Here is a 21,260-nt window from a genome sequence, read left to right as displayed (position 1 = left end):
AAAGCGCCTTCTCGGGCCGCCTGGCGGCAGGGCCAGTGGATTCCCCGCGAGTCCGGCGAGGGCCACGAACCGGTCCAGACCGCCTGCGACAGCCGTCGTCAGGAAATGTCGTGATCTCTACCTGACGCCGTTGAGGTGGGCGTTGATCAGGCGGGGATACTCTTCCAGCCAGTTGCGCCCGCGATCGTCCACGAAGGAGCCTTGGGGCGGGATGACCCCGTTGGCCGCCAACCAGGTGCCGGGCGGCCGCTGCGTACGGCGGAGCCCGTTGCCGCTCGGCATCAGCTGCGGCGGGATCGGCGGCAGCGAGCCGGGGTCGTGGCCCAGCTGCGCCTCGGCCTCCAACTCGGAGACGTCCTTCTCCTCCGACATGCCGATCGGCCCGTGTTTCCTGGCGTTGAGGAACTGCCGGACCACCGGCTCGTCGCTCGACAGCAGCATCTCGCGCGGCCCGAACATGATCAGCTCCCGCCTGAACAGCAGCCCGATGTCGTCGGGCACCGTACGGGCGGTGTTGATGTCATGCGTGACGATCAGGAACGTCGCCTCGATCTCGGCGTTCAGGTCGACGATGAGCTGGTTGAGATAGGCGGTCCGTACCGGGTCGAGACCCGAGTCGGGCTCGTCGAACAGGATGATCTCGGGATCGAGCACCAGTGCCCTGGCCAGCCCGGCCCGCTTGCGCATGCCGCCGGAGATCTCGCCGGGCAGCTTGGTCTCGGCGCCGAGCAGGCCGACGAGCTCCATCTTCTCCAGCACGATCTGGCGGATCTGCGACTCGCTCTTCTTGGTGTGCTCGCGCAGCGGGAAGGCGATGTTGTCGTACAGGCTGAGCGACCCGAACAGGGCGCCGTCCTGGAACAGCACGCCGAACAGGCGGCGCAGTTCGTAGAGCTTGTTCTCGTTGCAGTTGGCGAGGTCGTAGCCGTCGATCCAGATGTGCCCGCGGTCCGGCCTGAGCAGCCCGACCAGGGTCTTCAGGAAGACCGACTTGCCGGTGCCGGACGGGCCGAGCAGCACCGAGATCTCGCCCGCGGGCAGGGTGAGTGAGACGTCCTCCCAGATGACCTGCCGGCCGAACGATTTGGTCAGCCCGTCGACCACGACTTCGACGCCCATGGGTCACCTTCCATGCGCAGGGGGTAACGTGCCGCACACTTTATAGCGGCGGGCGAGCGAATTGGAACCAGTTCTAATAACTTGTTACTGGCCGGTTATGAGACGCCGAGTCCAGCAACGGGAGGATGCGGTCCTGAGCCTCTATTCGGCCTGAGGGCCGGCGATCGCTTTCAGGGCCGGGCGGAGGACCCGTGCGATGTCCGCTTGAGGCACTTCGCGTAGCTCGTCGAGTTCGAGCAGTTGATGGCCCACGGTCACGCCCAGCATGATCGTCGTCATCAGCGCCGCCCGCATCCGCGCGTCGTCGCCAGGGATCGACTCGCCGATCTGCTGAATCTGACGGCTCAGTACGGCCCGCGCCGACGCGGCCGCCTCCGGGTGGGTGAGCATCGACCGCATCATGGCCAGGGACCCCTGCGGCAGCTCCCCCATCTTCATGCCGAGGCTGCCGAGGAGCTGTTCGACCAGCTCATCGGTGTCGCCCGGGGCCACGGGCGCCGGGGCCACGCGTACGGCCTGGCTGAACAGATCCTGCTTGCTGCCGAAGTACTGCATGACGAGCGCGGGGTCGACCTCGGCCGCCTTGGCGACCGCCCGGATCGTGGTCCGTTCGAACCCCAGGTCGGCGAAGAGCTTCCTGGCCGCTTCCAGGATCCGCTGCTCGGTCCTGCGGCGGCGTTCCGCCCGTTCGGTCACGCCACCCACTCCGTCATGCCGTTCACTCTACAGGCGTTGACCGTTCGCCTCGTTTCGCTCTACGCTCGTTGAGTCAACGTCCGTTGAGCGAAATGGGGTTCCCATGTCCGTTGCTGGTGTCGTCGCCGCCTATCACGCCGCGATGCTGCACAAATCGGCCGACGAGCTGGCTGATCTCTATGCCGAGGACGGTCTGCACGAGTTCCCGTTCGGCGGGCTGCCGCCGTTCAAGGGCCGGGAGGGGGTCCGGGCGGGGTACACGATGATGTGGGGCGCCATGGAGGCTCTGGTGAAGGAGATCCGCGACGTGGCCATCCGCCAGACCACGGACCCGGAGGTGGTCGTGGCGGAGCACGAGACGGTGGTCACGGTGGCCGATCAAGAGCTGACGGTGCCGGGTCTGCTGATCCTGCGGGTCAGGGACGGACTGATCGTCCACACGCGTGACTATATGGACACCAGCGCCATCGCCCGCGTCCGCGCCGCCTAGCGCGGTGACCGGCTGACGTTCACCGACCTGGCAGAAGCACCGCCCGCACGTACAAGCGGCCGGGCCACCAGCACGTGCGCCTGGCCGCGCGGGCGGCACGTGCGGGCCCCTCGGTGGGCCGACCCGGAGTGAGCGGACCGACTCTGCGGGCCGGCCTGGGGCGAGCGGCCGAGGGGGCCGACCCTGCCGGGGCCGACCCGGGGGACCGGCTCGGGAGGAGCCGGGCGGCCCCGGCGTTAGGGCAGGGCCTGTGGGCCGCTGTGGTCGGTCACTTGGTGGCGGTGAGGTCGTAGATCGTGGCATTGCCGACGGTGCTGGCGGTGAACGTCTCCTGCACCCACGCCGCGATCTCGTTCGCGTCGCCGCTACCGCCCGTGCCGGTCCCGCCGCGCATACCGCCCATGCCACCACCGATGAAGTAGTGGATCTTCCCCTCGGCCACGTACTGCTTGAACTGGGCGAGTGTCGGCGCCGGGTCGGTCCCGTTGAAGCCGCCCACTGCCATCACCGGCTGACCCGTGGCCAGCTGGTATCCGGCGGCGTTGTTCGAGCCGACGGCCGCGGCGACCCAGGTGTAGGCGGAGGCGTTGCTCTTCAGGAGGGCGGTCAGCTCGGCGCTGGGGGTGGCGGACTGGAGCAGCCCGCCCATCCCGCCTCCCCGGCCGCCGCGAGCGAACCCGCCGCCGCCCATACCGTCAGACCTCGCATTGCCGCCGGTGCCGTCCGGCTGACCGGTACCACCCGGCTGACCGGTAACGCCCTGCTGACCGCCCCTACCGGCGGCGCCTGGCTGGCCGCCCCCGCCGAACCCGCCCGGTCCCATAGCCGCGGGCCCGCGACCTCCGCGAAACCCTCCAGGTCCGCCGAAACCCCCCGTCGAGGGACCCGCCGTGGGGATCGCGCCGGTGTGCGCGGACGCGGCGGTGTCCACCGCGTACGCGGCCGGCCCGGCCAGGCACACCACGACCGCCATCCCGGCGACAATCCCCGACAACCGCCGCGACCACCAACCACGTCCCCCGGACCGCACCCCTCCAGGCCCCTCGGACGACGTTCCTACAGATCCTCGAGACAGCACCTCGGCAGGCCCCTCCGATGACCCTCCCGAGGTTGGAGCTCCCGCAGGTCCGGCAGACAGCACCCAGGCGGTTCCCGCCGACGGCTCCCCCACAGGTCCAGCGGACAGCACCCGTTCAGGCCCCTCAGCCGACACCGCAGCGGTCCCCGCAGACGGCGCGCCCGTCAATTCCACGGACGAACCGCCCGCCGATCCTTCAGACGGCATGCCCGCCAATCCCTCAGACGGCACCCCAGCCGGACCCGTCTCGACCTCCTGGTCACGCCCGACGACCAGGAGCCCCACTGCCGCCGCCAACCCGGCGACGAGCACGATCGGCCCCAGCCAGGAATTCCACTCCGAACTACGCGTCAGCAGAACGTACGCCCACCCAGCCGTAACAGCCGCCGTAAGCGCGAGCACCCGGTTCTCCCGGCGCTCCCAGAGCAGCGCCACCCCGGAACCCACCAGCACCGCGATCGCCGGAGCCAGCGCCACCGTGTAGTACGCGTGGAAGATGCCCTGCATCAGGCTGAAGATCAGCCCGGTCACCACCAGCCAGCTCCCCCACACACCCACCTGCGCCCGTACGGGATCAGTCCGCGGCGCCGACCGCGTCAGCCAGATCGCGGCCACGAGGAGCACCAGCGCTGCCGGCAGCAGCCAGGAGATCTGGCCGCCCGCCTCGGTGTCGAACATCCGCAACCAGCCGGCCTCCTGGTTGAGGTTGCCGAGCCCTCCGTAGTCGCCGCCGTTCAGCCGCCCGATCCCGTTGTAACCGAGCGCGAGCTCCAGCACGCTGTTCGTCTGGGAGCCGCCGATGTACGGCCGGTCGGCGGCGGGCACCAGCGCCACAGCCACCAGCCACCACCCGGCCGACACCAGCATGGCCGCACCCGCGAGCACGAGCTGCCAGAGCCGCCGCCCCAGCGTGGTCGGAGCCGTGATCAGGTAGACCAGCGCGAACCCCGGCAGTACCACGAACGCCTGCAGCATCTTGGCCAGGAACGCGAACCCGATGCACGCCCCCGCCAGCACCAGCCACCGCGTCCCCGCCTTCTCCTGTGCCCGCACGACGCAGTAACCCGCGACGGTCAGCAGCAGCACCAGCAGCGCATCCGGATTGTTGAAGCGGAACATCAGCACCGCCACCGGCGTGACCGCCATGACCGCCCCGCCGAGCAACGCGGCCCACGCGGGGAACCGGCGGCGTACGGCGGCATAGACCATGCCCACGGTCGCCACGCCCATGAGCGCCTGGGGCACGAGGATGCTCCAGGAGTTCAGCCCGAAGATCCTGGCGCTGAGCTCCATCGGCCACAGCGAGGCCGGCGTCTTGTCCACGGTGATGGCATTGGCCGCGTCGGACGACCCGAAGAAGAACGCCTTCCAGCTCTGGCTGCCCGCTTGTACGGCAGCCGAGTAGAACGAGTTCGCCCATCCGGAGGCGTTGAGCCCCCATACGTAGAGCACCGCGGTGGCGGCGAGCAGCCCGGCCAACGCCCATCGATCTCTGACACGCACATCCTTGAACACACTCGAACGCTAAACACGGCCTCTCGCCCTGCGATGAGACGACCATGAGAATCTCGTGAGCTCTGTACGCCATGCGCCGGCCAGGCAGAAAACACAAAAGAGGCGGCGCACCCGGCACCTGGGTGCAGCCGCCCCTTCTGGGGGTGAAACGCCACAGCGGGCGATTCGGTAATGCTCTTCGAGTGATATGCCTCGAAAGTGTTACTTGACGGTGACGCTGGCGCCGGCGCCCTCAAGGGCAGCCTTGGCCTTCTCCGCCTGCTCCTTGTTGACCTTGCCGTCGAAGACGTTCTTGGGAGCACCGTCGACCAGGTCCTTGGCCTCCTTGAGGCCCAGGGACGTCAGGGCGCGGATCTCCTTGATGACCTGGATCTTCTTGTCGCCGGCAGCCTCGAGGATGACGTCGAACTCGTCCTGCTCCTCAACGGCGGCGGCCTCGCCACCACCGGCGGCGGGGGCGGCGGCAACCGCGACGGGGGCGGCGGCCTTGACGTCGAACACTTCCTCGAACTGCTTCACGAACTCGGAAAGCTCGAGGAGGGTCATCTCCTTGAACGCGTCGAGCAGCTCGTCGGTGCTGAGCTTCGCCATGATGGTTTCCTCCGTATGGATCTTGCGATAACTAGGAACGGGACCGCGGGATTTGCGGCAATCCCCGTACTACTCGCCCGCCTCTTCGCGCTTGGCGCGAAGGGCGTCGGCCAGCTGGGCCATGTTGGTGGGCAGCGCGGCGAACATCGCGGCGGCAGAACTCTGCTTCGCCTTGATGGCGCCGGCCAGCTTCGCGAGGAGAACCTCGCGGGACTCGAGGTCGGCGAGCCTGGTGATCTCTGTAGCGTCCAGCCTCTTGCCGTCAAGGACGCCGCCCTTGATCACCAGAAGGGGATTGGCCTTGGCGAAGTCACGCAGACCCTTGGCTGCCTCGACAACGTCGCCGTTGACGAAGGCGATCGCGGTCGGACCGGCGAGCAGGTCGTCAAGACCCGCGAAACCGGCCTCCGTGGCCGCGATCTTGGTCAGGGTGTTCTTCGCCACGGCGAACTTCGCATTCTCACCAAGAGAAACACGCAGCTGCTTGAGCTGCGCGACGGTGAGACCGCGGTACTCGGTCAGAACGGCCGCAGCGCTGCCTTCGAACTCGCTCCTGAGCTCGGCAACTGCTGTCGCCTTATCCGCCCTCGCCATGGGCCTCCTTCCAGATGTGCCACCGGTGAAGGCCCAGAAATGAGAACGGCCCCGGGCGCAGGGCGCACACGGGGCTCACACACGGAAAAGACCGTGTAGGAAACTCGTATCACACCTGCGCGGGCCGTCCACAGACTGTGGATCCTTCGGTCACCAGGTCTTGAGAACCTGACGACAACCGGCGGTCTTCGGCAACGACCAGAGTACGTCCTGGTCGCCGAGTTTCCAAATCGCTCTCGGTCGGCGACGCTTTCGGCGCCGCACTCAGGCGGCGCCGCTCAGCGATCGTCCTTAGTTGGAGACGTTCTTCGGCAGCTCACCGATCTGGTCGGCGGGCGGCGTCTGGATGTTGACGGCCTCGTTGAACCCCTTGAAAAGCAGGGTGGCGTCCATCGTGGCGCCTTCCTTGGCACCGTTCAGCGCGACCTTGCGCGGCAGGCCATCGCTGCCGACCCAGATGTCGAACTTGATGTCCTTGAGCTCGGCCAGGTTCGAGCGGGCGGCTTCCTGCTTGTCAGCCGGCAACTGCTGCACCGCCGCGTCCACCGGGAACGTCCCGCTGTAGTGGGTGGTGTCCACGCCGCCGACAGTCTCGTTGCCGGCCGCCTTGACGTCCTTGGAGGCCGTCACCATCTTGGTGACCGCCGCCAGGTCGAACTGCTGGATCTGGTCGAGGTACGTCTTGATCTCACCGGGGCCGCCGACCTCGGTCAGCGGCACCTTGATCCACGGCTTCGTCGCGCCGACGAGCTGCTTGAGCGCCTCGACCTTGACGTAGACGGCGTCGCCCTGGAGCACGGCTCGCGCTCCGCCGGGCAGACTCTTGTCGCCCATGTCGATGGTGTCGAGTGTGAGGTCGACGGCCAGCTGCGGCTTGCTCTGGTAGAGCATCCGCCCCTGCACCCTGCCGCTCCCCTCCTGGGGGTGTTTGACGTCGACGACGGCGTCGACGGTGTAGCTGGTGACCTCCGCGGTCTTCTGCGCGGCCTGCGTGAGTACTTCGGACGCGGCCAGGTTGACCTGGATGGGCTGCGCGTTCGTTCCACAACCGGCAACCGTTACCGCGACCAGAGCGGCACCGGCCGCGGCGGTAGCGAGAGAAATTCTGCGCTTCAGCATGTTTTGACCCTACGTGTCGGTGACCCGATTTGCCGTCTTCCCCTGACTTTTCAGGGAAAACCCAGGGTCTTCCCCGACCCGCTTTCCCTCTCGGGTCAACATGCTCTCTGCCTCGGCGTCTGTCTTTGCGCGGTGCTCTGATCTTTCTTTCCGGTACGTCACCGCATGCGGTACTCATCCCCCGGTTTCCCCTGCCAGCCGTACCGGATCGCGCTCACCAGAAGGCACACGCCGCAACGGAGGCAGGCCGCAACATCGAAAAGACCGCCCACGAAAGCACCGCGACAGAGGCCCCACGAGGCCCCCGTGAGGCGCGCCAACACCGGTGGGCCGCATGACCGACGCGGGCGCGCCCATGGGCGCCATCCACGCGAAACGCACGCCACCGAAGAGCTCCCAAGGAGTCACGCCTCAGTGGAGGCAACACGCGACAGCGAAAGACAGGGAAGCACCGCGACGGAGACCGCCCGCGAGGCTCCTGCGGATGTCGACGGTAGCGCGGCGACCGAACGAGCGCACGCCACGGCGGAGGCTACTCGTAGGGGCGCGCCGCATCCGACGACATCCGCGGGGCGCACAATGTCCGCACGCGCGGAGGCTCCCATGAGGGCGGCGCTACCTACCGGCCGCACGACTCTGCGCGCAGCGGACGCCCCCATGGGCAACGCGCCGCAGCGGAGGACGCGACGAACAGCGGGCGCTTGTGGCCACCAACCGTCCGAACCGAGCCCGGGAACGCAACAAGCCCCCGCCGAAGTCGGCGAGGGCCAGATGGTGCGATGAGCGCCGGAAGCGGGGCTTCTGGCGGTCGGGGTTCGCTACGCGTCCAGGTCGGCGGTCAGGCCGCGCGTGAGGTTGGGGTCGACGGGGACGCCGGGGCCCATGGTCGTGGAGAAGGTGACCTTCTTCAGGTAACGACCCTTGGCAGCCGACGGCTTGAGCCGGAGCACCTCGTCAAGGGCGGCGGCGTAGTTCTCGATGAGCTGGCGCTCGTTGAACGACGTCTTGCCGATGATGAAGTGCAGGTTGGCCTGCCGGTCCGTACGGAACTCGATCTTGCCGCCCTTGATCTCGGTCACAGCCTTGGCCACGTCGGGCGTCACGGTGCCGGTCTTGGGGTTGGGCATGAGGCCACGCGGGCCGAGGACACGGCCCAGACGGCCGACCTTGCCCATGAGGTCAGGGGTGGCCACAACGGCGTCGAACTCGTTGAGCCGGTTGCCCTTGGCGATCTCGTCGATGAGCTCGTCGGCGCCGATGATGTCGGCGCCCGCCTCGCGGGCCGCCTCGGCACGGTCACCGGTGGCGAAGACCAGGACCCGGGCGGTCTTGCCGGTGCCGTGCGGGAGGTTGACCGTGCCGCGCACGATCTGGTCGGCCTTGCGAGGGTCGACGCCCAGTCGCAGCGCCACTTCGACGGTGGCGTCGAACTTGGTGGTGGACGTCTCCTTGGCCAGCTTCGCGGCCTCGACGGGGGCGTAGAGCTTGTCGTGGTCGACCTTGGCCGACGCGTCCTTGTGCGCCTTGCTGCGCTTCATGTCTGTCTCCTTGTGGTGTGCGGGCCGGTGTACGGCCCTCCCACTGATCGGGTGCGGGTTGGAGCCGGAAACCGGCTCTCCCACGGATCGCGGTGTGGGCCAAGGTGCTGGCCCTCCCGCGGATCGGGAAGGTCTTAGTCGGCGACGGTGATGCCCATCGACCGGGCGGTGCCGGCGATGATCTTCTCGGCCGCGGCGATGTCGTTGGCGTTGAGGTCCGGCATCTTGGTCTCGGCGATGCTGCGGAGCTGCTCGCGGCTGAGCTTGCCGACCTTCTCCTTGTGCGGGGTCGGGCTGCCCTTGTCGAGACCCAGAGCCTTCTTGATCAGCTCGGGCGCCGGGGGCGTCTTCGTGATGAAGGTGAAGCTGCGGTCTTCGAAGATCGTGATCTCAACGGGGATGATGTTGCCCCGCTGGGACTCCGTGGCAGCGTTGTACTGCTTGACGAAGTCCATGATGTTGACGCCGTGCGGGCCGAGGGCGGTACCGACCGGCGGCGCGGGCGTGGCCTGGCCAGCGGGCAGCTGCACCTTTACCAGCGCCGCGATTTTCTTCTTTGGAGGCATGATCCTTCTCCGGGTCCTGAGAATGGTGTTGCAAACCCCCACGGGCGTGCGGACCCCAGAACACAGGGGTCACCGTCCACGCGTGTGGGGACGACATATCAGCTTACGTGATCGTCTTAGATCTTCGAGACCTGGTTGAACGACAGCTCGACCGGAGTCTCACGACCGAAGATCGAGACGAGCACCTTGAGCTTCTGCGACTCGGGGCTGATCTCGCTGACCGAGGCGGGCAGGGTGGCGAACGGGCCGTCCATGACCGTGACGGACTCGCCGATCTCGAACTCGACGGTCGGTCCTGTGCTGGTCTTGGCCGAGGACTTCTTGCTCTCCTCGGTCGGCTCGGGCGCCAGCAGCTTGGCGACCTCGTCGAGGTTGAGCGGGCTCGGCTTGTTGGACAGGCCCACGAAGCCGGTCACACCGGGCGTGTTGCGCACGGCGGCCCAGGACTCGTCGGTCAGCTCCATGCGCACCAGCACGTAGCCGGGCAGCACCCGCTCCTTGACCGGCACCTTCTTGCCGCTCTTGAACTCCTGGACGGTGTGCGTCGGCACCTCGACCTGGAAGATGTAGTCCTCCATGTTGAGAGACACGTTGCGGCTCTCGATGTTGGACTTCACCCGGTTCTCGTAGCCGGCGTAGGAGTGGATCACGTACCACTCGCCGAGCTGACCACGGAGTGAGCGCTTGAACTCTTCGACCGGGTCGACGTCAGGCAGGATGTCACCGTCTTCGTCGACGGCGGGAGCCTCGTCGGCGACCTCGTCATCGTCGCTCTCGTCGCTGTCCGCGACGTCGGCGTCGAACTCGTCGACGGTCTCCTCAGCGGCCTCGGCGGCCTCTTCCGGCTCGGTGTCCCACTCCTCGCGGGACTCGTCTGCCGGCACTGAAGACTCGGACACGGTGACTTTTCCTCTTTCGTCGAATCGAATGGCGACCCCGTCGGCCGAAACCGGCGGTGTCCGGATCAGGATCCGCCGAAGACGCGGAGGACGGCCCAGCCGAGCGCGGCGTCGAGCCCGTACACGATCCCAACCATGATCAGAACGAATACCAGAACGACCGTGGTGTAAGTGATGAGATCCTTGCGTGTCGGCCAGATGACCTTACGCAGCTCGGTGACTACCTGCCGGTAGAAAAGAGCCGGCGAGGTGCGCGTCTTCTTCTCGCCACTAGGCTTGCCTGCGGTCTCGCCGCGCGTGTCGATCGCCACAGTCCTCACCTGAATCTGTCGTATCCAACGCAGTTTGCGGCGCGCTTACACGCCATTGCGCGGACCGCACTCGCAGGGCACGAGGGACTCGAACCCCCAACCGCCGGTTTTGGAGACCGGTGCGCTACCAATTGCGCCAGTGCCCTATGTCGCCAACCACACTACCCTGATCAGCTCACTGCCTGGACCGAACCGCACGTCGACATGCGGCGGCACGACCAGGCGAAAGTGTATCGGGGTTATGCCCACTACGTCGAACCAAAAGTCGATCGCCCAGGTCACGGGGCTCATGACAGCATGGACCCATGTCCACCCGACCTCGAATCTCCACCCGAATTTCCGCGATTTCCGAATCCGCCACGCTCGCCGTGGACGCCAAGGCGAAGGCGATGAAGGCGGCCGGCCGCCCGGTCATCGGCTTCGGCGCCGGTGAGCCCGACTTCCCGACGCCGGACTACATCGTCGAGGCGGCGGTCGCCGCGGCGCACGACCCCCGCTTCCACAAGTACACCCCGGCCGGCGGCCTGCCCGAGCTCAAGAAGGCGATCGCCGCCAAGACGCTGCGCGACTCGGGCTACCAGGTCGAAGCGTCGCAGGTCCTGGTCACGAACGGCGGCAAGCAGGCCGTCTACCAGGCGTTCGCCACACTGCTCGACCCGGGCGACGAGGTCCTGGTGGTCGCTCCCTACTGGACGACCTACCCCGAGGCGATCAAGCTGGCCGGCGGCGTCCAGGTCGACGTCGTCACGGACGAGACGACCGGCTACCTCGCGAGTGTCGAACAGCTCGAAGCGGCCCGCACCGAGCGCACCAAGGTCCTGCTGTTCGTCTCGCCGTCCAACCCGACGGGCGCCGTCTACTCACGCGAGCAGACGGAGGCGATCGGCCGCTGGGCCGCCGCCAACGGCCTCTGGGTCGTCACCGACGAGATCTACGAGCATCTCGTGTACGACGGAACGGAGTTCACCAGCATCGCCACGGCCGTCCCCGAGCTGGGCGACCGGGTCGTCATCCTCAACGGCGTGGCCAAGACGTACGCCATGACGGGCTGGCGGGTGGGCTGGCTGATCGGCCCGTCCGACGTGGTCAAGGCCGCGACGAACCTCCAGTCGCACGCCACGTCCAACGTCTCGAACGTGTCCCAGATGGCCGCTCTGGCCGCCGTCTCCGGCGACCTGTCGGCCGTGGCGGAGATGCGTGAGGCCTTCGACCGCCGCCGCCGGACGATGGTCCGGATGCTCAACGAGATCCCGGGCGTGCTCTGCCCGGAGCCGAAGGGGGCGTTCTACGTGTACCCCTCGGTCAAGGAGCTGATCGGCAAGGAGCTGCGCGGCCGTCGGCCGCAGTCGTCGGCCGAGCTGGCCGAGCTGATCCTGGAGGAGGCGGAGGTGGCGGTGGTTCCGGGCGAGGCGTTCGGCACGCCCGGATATTTCCGACTTTCGTACGCCCTGGGGGACGACGACCTGGCGGAGGGCGTCAGCCGCCTGGCCAAGCTCCTCGCCGAAGCCCACTGACCGGACCGCTCATCGGAGGCCCAGGCCGCGAGGGTCAGCCGACTCCCGCGGCCACCTTCTCGATATCGTGGGCCAGTCCGGGCGTGGCGCCGATGTAGACCGCGGTGCCCGGCCTTTCCAGCCACATGAAGTTGCTCAGCCCGCCCCGCGTACGCCAGCGCAGGGCGGGCTTGCCGTGGTACGCGCCCAGGCTCGACCGGCTGACCAGCGTGGCGAACCGCTCGGCGCCATGCACCCCGCACACCACGGCGACGAGCAGTTCCTCGTCGTTCCTGCGCCATCGCACGCCCTTCACCTTGAGCTGCTCGCGCAGTGACTTCACCCGCGCGAACGTGCCCGCGCGTTCCACCCCCGCGGGCAGGTTCACGATGTCGAGCTCTCCGGAATCGCAGGTCAGAGACGTGTTCGTCAGCTCGGCCCGGCTTGGCTCCGGTGTGACCGTGTCCGCCTCCTGATCCGCCTCCGGCACGGCGGGTCCGCCGCACGCGGTCAGCGCGAACACGAGGAAGACCGCTGCCAGGCGTCGCATCAGCCCCCCATGACTTCGAGTGAAATACCGCAGAAAAGGTCCCTAGTCTCCTACAGGAGCCTTGACCGAGGCGGCAACACGAAGGAGTTCGTCACTCAAGGACTCGCTGACCCGGATCCAGGCTCCGGTGCCCGTGCGCTCCAGCCAGACGATCATCAGGCCGCCCCCGGGATACCTGCCGACCAGGGCGGGTCTACCGCGGACGGTGGTGTCCCTGGGGGTTCGCAGCGAGATCCGCCGCTGGTAGGTGAGCCAGTCGGCGGCCACCGGGCCGTGCTCGACCCGTACCTCGACGTACCCGCCCGGCTTCGTCTTGGGGGCGAATCTGGCCCAGGCGCCCTGGTCGGGTTCGATCGCTCCCCCGTCGGCGCGATCCAGCCCGGCGGGCAGGTAGGTGAGCCAGAAGTCGTTCGAGACCACCGCGATCCGGGCCGACGCGCTGGAAGCGGTGACGGTCACCCCCCGGACGGGCGCCGGTGCGGGTGCCGGGGCAGTCGCCCCACCCGCGACCGGCGAAGGCCCGTCGGTCCGTACCGGTGGGGGCGCCCCCACCGGTACGGGATGCACCTGCCCGAATCCGGAGGAGAACAGCCCATAGATGATCGAGGCAGCGACCCCGAGCGCCAGGAACGCCAGCATCGCGCGCAGCGCCTGACCGCTGGTCCCGCCCTCCGGCATCATGCACGGTAGATCCCCGGTCTGATCTCACCCGTACCCCCCGTTCACTTGACGGGTTCGATCCCTTCGGCGATCTTCTTCAGCTCGACCCGTGCGTCGACCTTTTTCGCATAGTCCGGGCTGATGTACACCTCGACCGCCAGCCCCTTGCGCAGTGTCCAGCCGATGGTGCTCGTCGAGACGTTGTCGCCCTCGGCGGCGACTTCACCGCCTTCGGTGACCTTCGTCAGGTAGGCCCGCTTACCACCGATGTCGGTGGTTTCGGCGCCCTCGCTGGGGTACCTCGCCAACTGCTGCGCGATCTGCTTGCTCGCCTCATCCACGAACACGACCACCTGAAAGGCGTAGAGGCCCTCTTCCTGCCCAGGCTCCTTGAAAGTGGTCGTATAGCTCGTCTTGCCGAAGCCGTTCTTGCCCGACCACCTGCCCCATTCGAGCCCGTCGGGGAGGTAGCCGACGTGGATGCCGCCGAACTTCCTGCCGTCGCCCAGGTCGCCGAGATCCTGCGGCATCGACGACGCCAGGGCGACGGTGAGCCGCACGTTCGTCCCCTTCGCCACTTCCTGGCCCGCAGCGGGGTCCTGCACCTGAACCAGACCCTTGGCGGTGGCCGTCTCCGGGTCCTCGACGACCAGTCCGGCCTGCTTCAGCGTCTCGATCGCCTTGGCGACGGGCATGTCCCTGACCTCCGGGACGATCACCGCGTCCACCACGGCCCGGTCCGGGCCGGTGGCGGTGTGCTGGGTCTTGGCGGGTTCCGCCGAGTTCAGCATCGCCGGTACGGTCACGGCGACCAGCGCGGTGGCGAGGGCGGCGCCGGCCGTACGGATTCTGATCACGTGCGCGCGGTGGCGGCGGCGCACGTCCCGGCCCAGTGACGGTGTGGCCTGAACGTCGGCGACGTGCGCGGCCATGGCCTCGGCCAGGGCGTCTTCAACCTTCATCGGATCGCTCCTTCTGCGACGGTCATGCGTTCGCGGATCTTGGCGAGGCCCCGGGCCGCCTGGCTCTTCACCGTGCCGAGCGAGCAGCCGAGCAGCGACGCGGTGACCGCCTCCGACTGGTCCTCCCAGTAGCGCAGGACGATCACCGCCCGCATCTTCGGCGGCAGCCTGCGCAGCTCCTCGATGAGCGTGTCGCGCAGGTCCAGGTCGGGGGAGTTCGCGGCGGTGTCGGGCGGCCGGGCGAACGTGATCTCCTGTACGACGCGCCGCCGCCGCGCCCGGCTGATCGCCGCGTTCACGACGACCTTCCGCGCGTACGCCTCGGGGTTGTCGTGCCGGATCCGCCGCCAGTGCCGGTAGACCTTCTCCAGAGCGTGCTGGACCAGGTCCTCGGCGTCGTGGTGGGTGGCTCCGCAGACCAGGATCGCGGTGCGTAACAACGATGTGCTGCGGGCGGCAAGGAACTCGTCGAATGCCGTTTCGTCTTCATCCGTCATGAGCGGGGTCCCCTTTCGCCCCTCCCAACGCGCGAACGCCCGGACAGGTTGAGTGGCAAGATATGGAAATGCCACGCCCGCTTGACCTGCTGCCCAAGGCTCATCTCCACCTGCACTTCACCGGCTCGATGCGGCATACGACGCTGATCGAGCTGGCTCGCGAACAGGGCCTGCACCTGCCCGACGCACTGGAGCAGGACTGGCCGCCCCAGCTGCACGCCACCGACGAGCGCGGCTGGTTCAGGTTCCAGCGACTGTACGACATCGCCAGGTCGGTGCTGTGGCGGCCGGAGCACGTCTACCGGCTGGTGCGGGAGACGGCCGAGGACGAGGCGGCGGCCGGGTCGCGGTGGCTGGAGATCCAGGTGGACCCGTCGGGGTTCGCGCCGCGGTTCGGCGGGTTGACGGCGACTCTGGAGCTCATGCTGGACGCCGCCGCCCAGGCCGCCGCCCGGTCGGACATCGGGATCGCGGTGGTCGTGGCGGCCAATCGCACCAAGCACCCGCTCGACGCCAACACGCTGGCCAGGCTCGCGGCGCAATACCTGGACAAGGGGGTCGTCGGGTTCGGGCTGTCGAACGACGAGCGTCGCGGTGCGGCCCGGGAGTTCGAGCGGGCGTTCCGCATCGCCAAGCGCGCCGGGCTCCTGGCCGTACCGCATGGGGGTGAGCTGCTCGGGCCCCGGAGCGTCGCGCAGTGCGTGGACGACCTCGGCGCGGATCGCGTCGGGCACGGGGTGCGGGCGGCGGAGGACCCGTGGCTGATGGAACGGCTGGCCGAGCGGCAGATCTGCTGCGAGGTGTGCCCGACCTCCAACGTGGGTCTGGGGGTCGTCGAGCGGGTGGCGGACGTGCCGTTGCGCAGGCTGTTCGACGCGGGGGTGCCGATCGCGTTGGGGGCCGACGACCCGCTGCTGTTCGGGGCGCGGTTGTTGCGGCAGTACGAGCTGGCGCGGGAGGCCTACGGCTTCGGCGACGCGGAGATCGCCGAGCTGGCGCGGCAGTCGATCAAGGCGTCCACGGCGCCGGAGGATGTGCGTAAGGAGCTGCTGAAGGAGATCGACGATTGGCTGGCCTCACCGGAGTGAGGCGGCTATTTCGGCGGCGCGCTCCTTGGTGCCGGCTCCTTCCAGGCGGTAGCCGGTGGTGCCGGACTGCCAGATGAGGGTGGGTTCGGCCTGGCGCAGGGGGACCGACGTGCCGTCCTCGCGCTTGATGTAGCCGAGGGGGTGCGAGCCGCCGAGCCACCAGGCGGTGACGCCCGCGACCTGGATGTCCTCGGGCCAGGGTGGGCCCATGGTTTTGAAGAAGTACGGGCTGGGCGTGCCGTCGAACTGGTCCAGGCGGATGCCGCCCGGCCAGAACATCGACGCCACGCGGCCGTTGTCGCTCACCGTGGCGCGCTCGGGGGTGCCCAGCGCGGTGGGGGTCTTGATGGGGAACCTCACCTGTTCGGCGAGGTCTGCCGGGGCCACCGCGTGCTCGCCCGGCAGGGTGGTGGGGGTGATGACGGGCTCGGGGGTGGAGCCGCCCACGCGCAGCTCGATGCCCGCGTAGTGGAGGATCGCCCGCACAGCGGCTCGGCCCTGGGGGGTGGCGGCCGTGATGGCTATGACGGCCAGGACGATGGCTGTCACGATCTGCCATCTGGCGCGCCGCCTACGTTGCGCCGGAGGCCGCCGCTCATCGTCCCGCCGACCCGGCGCCGGGGGGTGCCGCCTGGTGTCGGGCACACCGGGCGCCTCAGGGCGCTCCTCGGAGGCCTCCTCAGCCTCGGGGGCGGCCTCAGGGGACGCCTCAGCCTCAGGGGCGGCCTCAAGGGACGCCTCAGGAGTCGTAGGCGTGGCTTGGGTGGGCCCCAGGCGGGCGCGGACGGCTGCCGCCACGTCGGCCGGAGGTGGGCTGGGGACGTCAAGGAAGTCGGCGAGGGCCGTGAGTTCGGCGGCCAGGTCGTCGAAGGGGTCATGCGAGCTCACTGCCCACCTCCTCCCTGAGCCTCGCGAGGCCGCGATGAGTACAGGACTTGACGGTGCCGAGCGGCCAGTCGAGCACCTGGGCGGTTTCCGCTTCCGTCAGCTGTAAGAAGTACCGGCAGACGACCGCCTGACGTTCCCGTTCGGGCAGGTGGCGTACCGCCTCCAGCAGGCGGGCGCGCCGGTCCGTGGCGATGGCCGAGCCCGCCGGGTCGTCGGGGGCCGTGACGTCGGCCGTGGCGCTGAGACGTACGGCGAGCTCGGATCTACGCCCGCGCGACCGGGTGAGGTTGTGCGTCTCGTTGGCCACGATCCGCAGCAGCCACGGCCGGAAAGGGGCGTCCCTACGGAAGGACGATAAATGCCTGAACGCCTTGACGAACGCCTCCTGCACCACGTCCTCGGCCTCGTCCCCCGCTCCGAGCATCGCGGCGGTGCGGTGCGCGAGCGCGCTGTAGCGGGCGACCAGCGCCTCGTAGGCGGACAGGTCACCGGCGAGCGAGCGGCTTATCGCCTCGTCGTCGTCCATGAATGAGTCAGATTTCACCGCATTTATGGGGGTTGGGGGAAGGGCGGTTGGCGCATCAGGTGACCATCGGCGCTGCTGGGGCATTAGACTCGGGCAAATCCATGAGCCCTTCGAAGGAACGGCACTATGTCTTCTGGGTATGACCGTGTAGTACAACCGGCGGCCGGCGACGAGGCCCTGGAGAACCACCTAGGTGGGGACGAGGCCAAGAACTATCGGCAGTACGAGTTCGACATGGTCGCCCCGCATGTCGGTCGTTCGATGCTGGAGATCGGCTCTGGGCTGGGACATTTCGCCGAGCAGTTCCTGCCGCGTCTTGACCGGCTCGTGGTGAGCGACTTCGACCCCTACTGCGTCGAGCAGCTCGGCAAGCGCTTCGAGGGACGCGACGACATCAGCGTGCTGCAGTTCGGGCTGCCGACCGACATCCCGCTTGAGGACAAGGTCGACACCGTCGTGCTGATGAACGTCCTGGAGCACATCGAGGAGGACGCCGAGGCGCTGCGTTCGCTGGCCAGGGTCACGCAGCCCGGCGGGCGGATCATCATCTGGGTGCCCGGCTACATGCAGCTTTATGGAGACTTCGACCGCAAGGTCGGGCACGTCCAGCGCTACACCCCCAAGACCCTGGGCGCGACGGTCGCCAAGGCGGGGCTGGACGCCGAGGTGCTGAAGCCGATCAACTTCCTGGGCGGCATCGCCTGGTGGGCGGCCGTGCGCCGGGGCGGCGTGGGCTACCCGGATCCGCGACTCGTGAAGATCTACGACCGGACGGTGGTCCCGGCCACGCGTCTCATCGAGCGCTTCATCCGGCCTCCCTTCGGCCAGACCGTCTTCTGCGTCGCCCGCGTACCCCAGTAGAAACCACCTCAGCCGCCACCGGCGAGCGGGGCGGCTGAGGGGCCCGGGCCGGTGGAGGAGGGCCCGGGCGGGGATGGCTGTCGTGGCGGGTTATTTGATGGAGCCCGCCGTCAGACCTCCCACCACCTTTCGCTCGATCAGAGCGAAGAGGATGATCACGGGGATGGTGGCGATCACCGAACCGGCGAAGAGGTTCTGCCAGTCCACCTGGTATTGACCGATGAACGAGTTGAGCGCCACCGTCAGCGGCTGGTTCGCCGGGGTCGTGGTCAGCGTCAGCGCCACCACGAACTCGTTCCACGCGGCGATGAAGGTGAAGATCAGCGCGGTGATGACCCCGGGCATGGCCAGCGGCAGCGTGATCCGGAACAACGCCCCGAACCGCCCGTTGCCGTCGATGAACGCCGCCTCCTCCAGCTCACGCGGGATCGAGGAGAAGTACGCGTTCAGGATCCACACCGCGAACGCCAGGTTGAACCCGCCGTTGACCAGGATCAGCGACCAGATCGAGTCCACCAGCCCGAACTGGTAGAACTCCCGGTAGATGCCCACCAGCATGGCCGTCGGCTGGAACATCTGGGTGATCAGCACCAGGATCAGGAACGCCGTACGCCCCCTGAAGTTGTGCCGGGCCGAGTAGTACGCGGCCGGCAGCGCCACCAGCAGCACCAGAACGGTCGAACCCGCCGCCACCTTGAGCGTGACCATGAGGTTCCCGGCCAGGCCGCTGGTCCAGAAGTTGGCCAGGTTCGACCACTCCCACTGCGTCGGGAAGAACGTCACGTCGCGCAGCGTCTCCTGGGGACGCAGCGAGGTGAGCAGCATCACCAGGTACGGGAACAGGAAGATGAGCGCGATCACGTACGCGCTGCCCGCGATGACCACGGTCTTGAGCTTGGGCATCCGGCGTGCAGGGGCACGGTGGGGCTTGGCGTGGTGGTGCGTGGCCAGCGTCGGCGCCGTCTTGACGGCCATCACGCCACCTCCTTGTTCCAGCGGGACACCTTGAGGAAGATGGCGGTCAGGATGATCACCATGCCGAAGTTGACGACCGACATGGCGGCGGATTCGCCGATGTTGGAGCCCTTGAGGATGAACATCAGGATCGTCGAGGTCGCCGTCGAATATCCGGGCTGGCCGTGCGTCATCGCCCAGATGATCGGGAAGCTGTTGAAGACGTTCATGACGTTGATCAGCGCGGCGACGGTCAGGGCGGGCCGGAGCAGCGGCAGGGTGATCGACCAGTACGTCCGCAGCCGGGTGGCGCCGTCCATCTTGGCCGCCTCGTAGACGTCGTTGGGAATGGTCGCCAGACCGGCCAGCAGCGCGTACGTGGTGAACGGCACCGACACGAACACCGCGACGAATATCAGCCACGGCATCGCCGTCGAGGCGTCGCCGAGCTGGTCGGCCGAGGCGCCGCCCATCGCGTCGATCAGGCCGAGCTTGAGCCTGATCTGGTTGATGACGCCGACCTCCGGGTCGAGCATCCACTTGAAGATGATCGCCGTCATCAGCACCGAGGCCGCCCACGGCGCGATCAGCGCCCAGCGGGCCAGCTTGCGGCCGGGGAAACGCTGGTTGAAGAGCTGGGCCAGGGCCAGCGAGATCAGCACGGTCAGGGCGACGACCGCGACCACCCAGATCACGCTGCGGACCATGATGTCGGCGAAGTCCTTCTCACCGAACAGTTTTTCGTAGTTCGCCACGCCGTTCCCGCCCTGGACCACACCGAACCGGCTGATCTTCAGGAACGACGAGCGGATCATCTCGACCACCGGCCAGAGCACGACCAGGGCGATCAGTACGACAGCAGGCCCGACCCAGGCTAGGGGCTCCAGGGCGCGCAACCTTTTCATGCGGAACCTTCCATAACGGTACGGCCAGCGCTCTGGACGCGGAGCGCCGGCCGTACGGGCCCCCGAAGGGTCAGCTGCCCTCGGCGGTCTTCTGGAGTTCGCCGAGCACCTTGGCCGGATCGTCCTTGACGGCCCCGCCGATGGTCTGCTTGATCGCCGGGTTGACCTCGGCCCACTTCGGGTCCTGGAACGGGTAGAAGCTGGCGTTGGGCAGCGCGTCGAGGAACGGCTTGAGCTTCTCGTCGCCCGACAGCTTCTGGATGCCGCCGTTGGTCACGGGCAGCAGCTTGTAGGTGTCGCTGATCTTCTGCGCGGCGCTGCCGGTGTAGAAGAAGTCGAAGAACTTCTTGATCTCGGCGGCGTGGCCGTTCTTGTTGAACGCCATGATCCAGTCCATGACGCCGAGCGTGGTGTCGAGCGGGCCGGACTTGCCGGGGATCGGCGCGACGCCGTAGTTCTTCAGCCCGGCCGCGTCGAAGATCGGGATGGACATGGGGCCGCCGTTGACCATGCCGACCTTGCCGGCGCCGAAGTCCTCCCAGACGGTCTTACGGTCCTTGGTGCCCGGGTTCGGGGTGGTCAGGCCGGCGTTGACCAGGCCCTTCACGTAGTTGAACGTCTCGACGTTCTGCGGGGAGTTGATCGCCCACTTGCCGGAGGCGTCCTTGTAGCCGCCGCCGTTGCCGAGCATCCACAGGAACGACTCGGCCTGGGCCTCCTCCTGCCCGAGCGGGAGGCCGAAGGGCTGGCTGACGCCGGCCTTCTTCAGCTTCTCGGCGTCGGCCTTGAGCTCGTCCCAGGTCTTGGGCGGCTCGGCGATGCCGGCCTTCTTGAACAGGTCCTTGTTGTAGAACAGGGCGCGGGCCGAGGACACGAACGGGATGCCGTACGCGGCGCCGTCGACCTTGCCGAAGTCGGCGAACTTCTGCAGCATGTCGCCGGAGACGTTGGGCGACAGGACCTCGTCAACCTTGTAGAGGAGCTGGTCCTTGACGAAGCCGGAGTAGTCGCCGGTCTGCAGGATGTCGGGCACCTGGCCGTTCTGGACCATGGTGGCGACCTGCTTGTCGATGTCGTTCCAGTTGATGACCTGGACGTCGACCTTGATGTTCGGGTTCGCCGCCTGGAACTCGTCCACGACGCCCTTCCAGAACGTCTCACCCGAGTTCGGCTTGCCCGGGCCGTCGCCGTAGTCGGCGGCGACCATCTTGAGCGTCACCGCGCCGCCGGCGGAGGCCTTCGGAGTGCTCCCGGAATCGCCTCCCGAGCCGCAGCTGGACAGGACCAGCACGGTCGCCAAGCCGAGAGCGGCACCGCCCACAAGTTTCATGTTCACCGAAAGTACCGCCTTCTCATCGGA

At 67.9% G+C, this 21,260-nt stretch carries 23 protein-coding genes and 1 tRNA gene; 4 read left to right on the top strand and 20 right to left on the bottom strand.

Annotation, left to right across the window (positions count from 1 at the left end; translation table 11 throughout):
- Nucleotides 1-117 precede the first annotated feature (117 nt).
- Both ACGFNP_RS16415 and ACGFNP_RS16410 read right to left on the bottom strand, forming a co-directional pair.
- The gene (locus tag ACGFNP_RS16415; protein WP_214643298.1) at nucleotides 118-1,119 is read right to left on the bottom strand and encodes an ABC transporter ATP-binding protein; all 1,002 of its coding nucleotides are present in this window, start codon (nucleotides 1,117-1,119) and stop codon (nucleotides 118-120) included.
- A 141-nt stretch (nucleotides 1,120-1,260) separates the two neighbouring features.
- On the bottom strand, nucleotides 1,261-1,815 hold the full coding sequence (locus ACGFNP_RS16410) for a TetR family transcriptional regulator (RefSeq protein WP_358340620.1): 555 nt from the start codon (nucleotides 1,813-1,815) through the stop codon (nucleotides 1,261-1,263).
- Between the two features lie 103 nt (nucleotides 1,816-1,918).
- Here ACGFNP_RS16410 and ACGFNP_RS16405 point away from each other — a divergent pair, with 103 nt between their 5' ends.
- Nucleotides 1,919-2,305: a nuclear transport factor 2 family protein gene (locus ACGFNP_RS16405; RefSeq protein WP_219534849.1), complete on the top strand. Its 387-nt coding sequence runs from the start codon at nucleotides 1,919-1,921 to the stop codon at nucleotides 2,303-2,305.
- 268 nt (nucleotides 2,306-2,573) lie between these two features.
- On the opposite strand, the gene ACGFNP_RS16400 is transcribed toward ACGFNP_RS16405, so the two are convergent.
- The 9 genes from ACGFNP_RS16400 to ACGFNP_RS16360 all read right to left on the bottom strand — a co-directional run bounded on the left by ACGFNP_RS16400 (nucleotide 2,574) and on the right by ACGFNP_RS16360 (nucleotide 10,662).
- Nucleotides 2,574-4,898, bottom strand: a complete 2,325-nt coding sequence (locus ACGFNP_RS16400; RefSeq protein WP_393319209.1) for a glycosyltransferase family 39 protein — start codon at nucleotides 4,896-4,898, stop codon at nucleotides 2,574-2,576.
- 201 nt (nucleotides 4,899-5,099) lie between these two features.
- Complete coding sequence (rplL, locus tag ACGFNP_RS16395) at nucleotides 5,100-5,489, bottom strand: 50S ribosomal protein L7/L12 (RefSeq protein ID WP_225293990.1); 390 nt, start codon at nucleotides 5,487-5,489, stop codon at nucleotides 5,100-5,102.
- A 69-nt stretch (nucleotides 5,490-5,558) separates the two neighbouring features.
- The gene (rplJ, locus tag ACGFNP_RS16390) at nucleotides 5,559-6,083 is read right to left on the bottom strand and encodes a 50S ribosomal protein L10 (protein ID WP_358340625.1); all 525 of its coding nucleotides are present in this window, start codon (nucleotides 6,081-6,083) and stop codon (nucleotides 5,559-5,561) included.
- Between the two features lie 291 nt (nucleotides 6,084-6,374).
- Nucleotides 6,375-7,202, bottom strand: a complete 828-nt coding sequence (locus ACGFNP_RS16385; protein ID WP_358340626.1) for an LppX_LprAFG lipoprotein — start codon at nucleotides 7,200-7,202, stop codon at nucleotides 6,375-6,377.
- An 818-nt stretch (nucleotides 7,203-8,020) separates the two neighbouring features.
- The gene (rplA, locus tag ACGFNP_RS16380; RefSeq protein ID WP_358340628.1) at nucleotides 8,021-8,740 is read right to left on the bottom strand and encodes a 50S ribosomal protein L1; all 720 of its coding nucleotides are present in this window, start codon (nucleotides 8,738-8,740) and stop codon (nucleotides 8,021-8,023) included.
- A 134-nt stretch (nucleotides 8,741-8,874) separates the two neighbouring features.
- On the bottom strand, nucleotides 8,875-9,306 hold the full coding sequence (gene rplK, locus ACGFNP_RS16375) for a 50S ribosomal protein L11 (protein WP_358340630.1): 432 nt from the start codon (nucleotides 9,304-9,306) through the stop codon (nucleotides 8,875-8,877).
- A 116-nt stretch (nucleotides 9,307-9,422) separates the two neighbouring features.
- Nucleotides 9,423-10,205, bottom strand: coding sequence for a transcription termination/antitermination protein NusG (gene nusG, locus ACGFNP_RS16370; RefSeq protein ID WP_358340632.1), 783 nt, complete (start codon nucleotides 10,203-10,205; stop codon nucleotides 9,423-9,425).
- 65 nt (nucleotides 10,206-10,270) lie between these two features.
- The gene (gene secE / locus ACGFNP_RS16365) at nucleotides 10,271-10,516 is read right to left on the bottom strand and encodes a preprotein translocase subunit SecE (RefSeq protein WP_214643290.1); all 246 of its coding nucleotides are present in this window, start codon (nucleotides 10,514-10,516) and stop codon (nucleotides 10,271-10,273) included.
- 73 nt (nucleotides 10,517-10,589) lie between these two features.
- Nucleotides 10,590-10,662 (bottom strand) — tRNA-Trp (locus tag ACGFNP_RS16360).
- 159 nt (nucleotides 10,663-10,821) lie between these two features.
- On the opposite strand from ACGFNP_RS16360, the gene ACGFNP_RS16355 reads away from it, so the two are divergent.
- Nucleotides 10,822-12,030: a pyridoxal phosphate-dependent aminotransferase gene (locus ACGFNP_RS16355; protein ID WP_358340634.1), complete on the top strand. Its 1,209-nt coding sequence runs from the start codon at nucleotides 10,822-10,824 to the stop codon at nucleotides 12,028-12,030.
- Between the two features lie 34 nt (nucleotides 12,031-12,064).
- Here ACGFNP_RS16355 and ACGFNP_RS16350 read toward each other — a convergent pair whose 3' ends face one another.
- From ACGFNP_RS16350 to ACGFNP_RS16335, 4 genes are read right to left on the bottom strand one after another with little or no spacing between them, the layout of a single operon-like run.
- Entirely contained in the window at nucleotides 12,065-12,559 is a 495-nt protein-coding gene (locus tag ACGFNP_RS16350; protein WP_393319201.1) for a hypothetical protein, read from the bottom strand.
- A 42-nt stretch (nucleotides 12,560-12,601) separates the two neighbouring features.
- On the bottom strand, nucleotides 12,602-13,240 hold the full coding sequence (locus ACGFNP_RS16345) for a hypothetical protein (RefSeq protein WP_358340638.1): 639 nt from the start codon (nucleotides 13,238-13,240) through the stop codon (nucleotides 12,602-12,604).
- Between the two features lie 41 nt (nucleotides 13,241-13,281).
- Nucleotides 13,282-14,181 carry a PASTA domain-containing protein gene (locus ACGFNP_RS16340; RefSeq protein ID WP_358340640.1) on the bottom strand — a complete coding sequence of 300 codons (900 nt, stop codon included), beginning with the start codon at nucleotides 14,179-14,181 and terminating at the stop codon, nucleotides 13,282-13,284.
- Nucleotides 14,178-14,678, bottom strand: coding sequence for a SigE family RNA polymerase sigma factor (locus ACGFNP_RS16335; RefSeq protein WP_358340642.1), 501 nt, complete (start codon nucleotides 14,676-14,678; stop codon nucleotides 14,178-14,180). The genes ACGFNP_RS16340 and ACGFNP_RS16335 overlap by 4 nt, the downstream gene beginning before the upstream one ends.
- Nucleotides 14,679-14,746: 68 nt before the next feature.
- On the opposite strand from ACGFNP_RS16335, the gene ACGFNP_RS16330 reads away from it, so the two are divergent.
- Nucleotides 14,747-15,766, top strand: a complete 1,020-nt coding sequence (locus ACGFNP_RS16330; protein WP_393319197.1) for an adenosine deaminase — start codon at nucleotides 14,747-14,749, stop codon at nucleotides 15,764-15,766.
- On the opposite strand, the gene ACGFNP_RS16325 is transcribed toward ACGFNP_RS16330, so the two are convergent.
- Together ACGFNP_RS16325 and ACGFNP_RS16320 are read right to left on the bottom strand one after the other, a co-directional pair.
- Complete coding sequence (locus tag ACGFNP_RS16325) at nucleotides 15,755-16,654, bottom strand: hypothetical protein (protein WP_393319194.1); 900 nt, start codon at nucleotides 16,652-16,654, stop codon at nucleotides 15,755-15,757. The two genes, ACGFNP_RS16330 and ACGFNP_RS16325, sit on opposite strands and share 12 nt — an antisense overlap.
- The gene (locus ACGFNP_RS16320; protein ID WP_393319191.1) at nucleotides 16,641-17,198 is read right to left on the bottom strand and encodes an RNA polymerase sigma factor; all 558 of its coding nucleotides are present in this window, start codon (nucleotides 17,196-17,198) and stop codon (nucleotides 16,641-16,643) included. Before ACGFNP_RS16320 ends, ACGFNP_RS16325 begins: the two co-directional genes overlap by 14 nt.
- Nucleotides 17,199-17,306: 108 nt before the next feature.
- Here ACGFNP_RS16320 and ACGFNP_RS16315 point away from each other — a divergent pair, with 108 nt between their 5' ends.
- The gene (locus tag ACGFNP_RS16315; protein WP_358340649.1) at nucleotides 17,307-18,041 is read left to right on the top strand and encodes a class I SAM-dependent methyltransferase; all 735 of its coding nucleotides are present in this window, start codon (nucleotides 17,307-17,309) and stop codon (nucleotides 18,039-18,041) included.
- 90 nt (nucleotides 18,042-18,131) lie between these two features.
- On the opposite strand, the gene ACGFNP_RS16310 is transcribed toward ACGFNP_RS16315, so the two are convergent.
- The 3 genes from ACGFNP_RS16310 to ACGFNP_RS16300 form a co-directional block, all read right to left on the bottom strand.
- The gene (locus tag ACGFNP_RS16310; RefSeq protein ID WP_358340651.1) at nucleotides 18,132-19,016 is read right to left on the bottom strand and encodes a carbohydrate ABC transporter permease; all 885 of its coding nucleotides are present in this window, start codon (nucleotides 19,014-19,016) and stop codon (nucleotides 18,132-18,134) included.
- The gene (locus ACGFNP_RS16305; RefSeq protein WP_393319186.1) at nucleotides 19,016-19,900 is read right to left on the bottom strand and encodes a carbohydrate ABC transporter permease; all 885 of its coding nucleotides are present in this window, start codon (nucleotides 19,898-19,900) and stop codon (nucleotides 19,016-19,018) included. Before ACGFNP_RS16305 ends, ACGFNP_RS16310 begins: the two co-directional genes overlap by 1 nt.
- Nucleotides 19,901-19,970: 70 nt before the next feature.
- Entirely contained in the window at nucleotides 19,971-21,230 is a 1,260-nt protein-coding gene (locus ACGFNP_RS16300; protein ID WP_358340655.1) for an extracellular solute-binding protein, read from the bottom strand.
- Nucleotides 21,231-21,260: the final 30 nt, after the last annotated feature.

The organism is Nonomuraea sp. NPDC049269 (assembly GCF_043197155.1).
Classification (GTDB): domain Bacteria; phylum Actinomycetota; class Actinomycetes; order Streptosporangiales; family Streptosporangiaceae; genus Nonomuraea.
The sequence above is the reverse complement of the archived record's forward strand: the minus strand, read 5'-3'. Positions and strand labels throughout refer to the sequence as shown.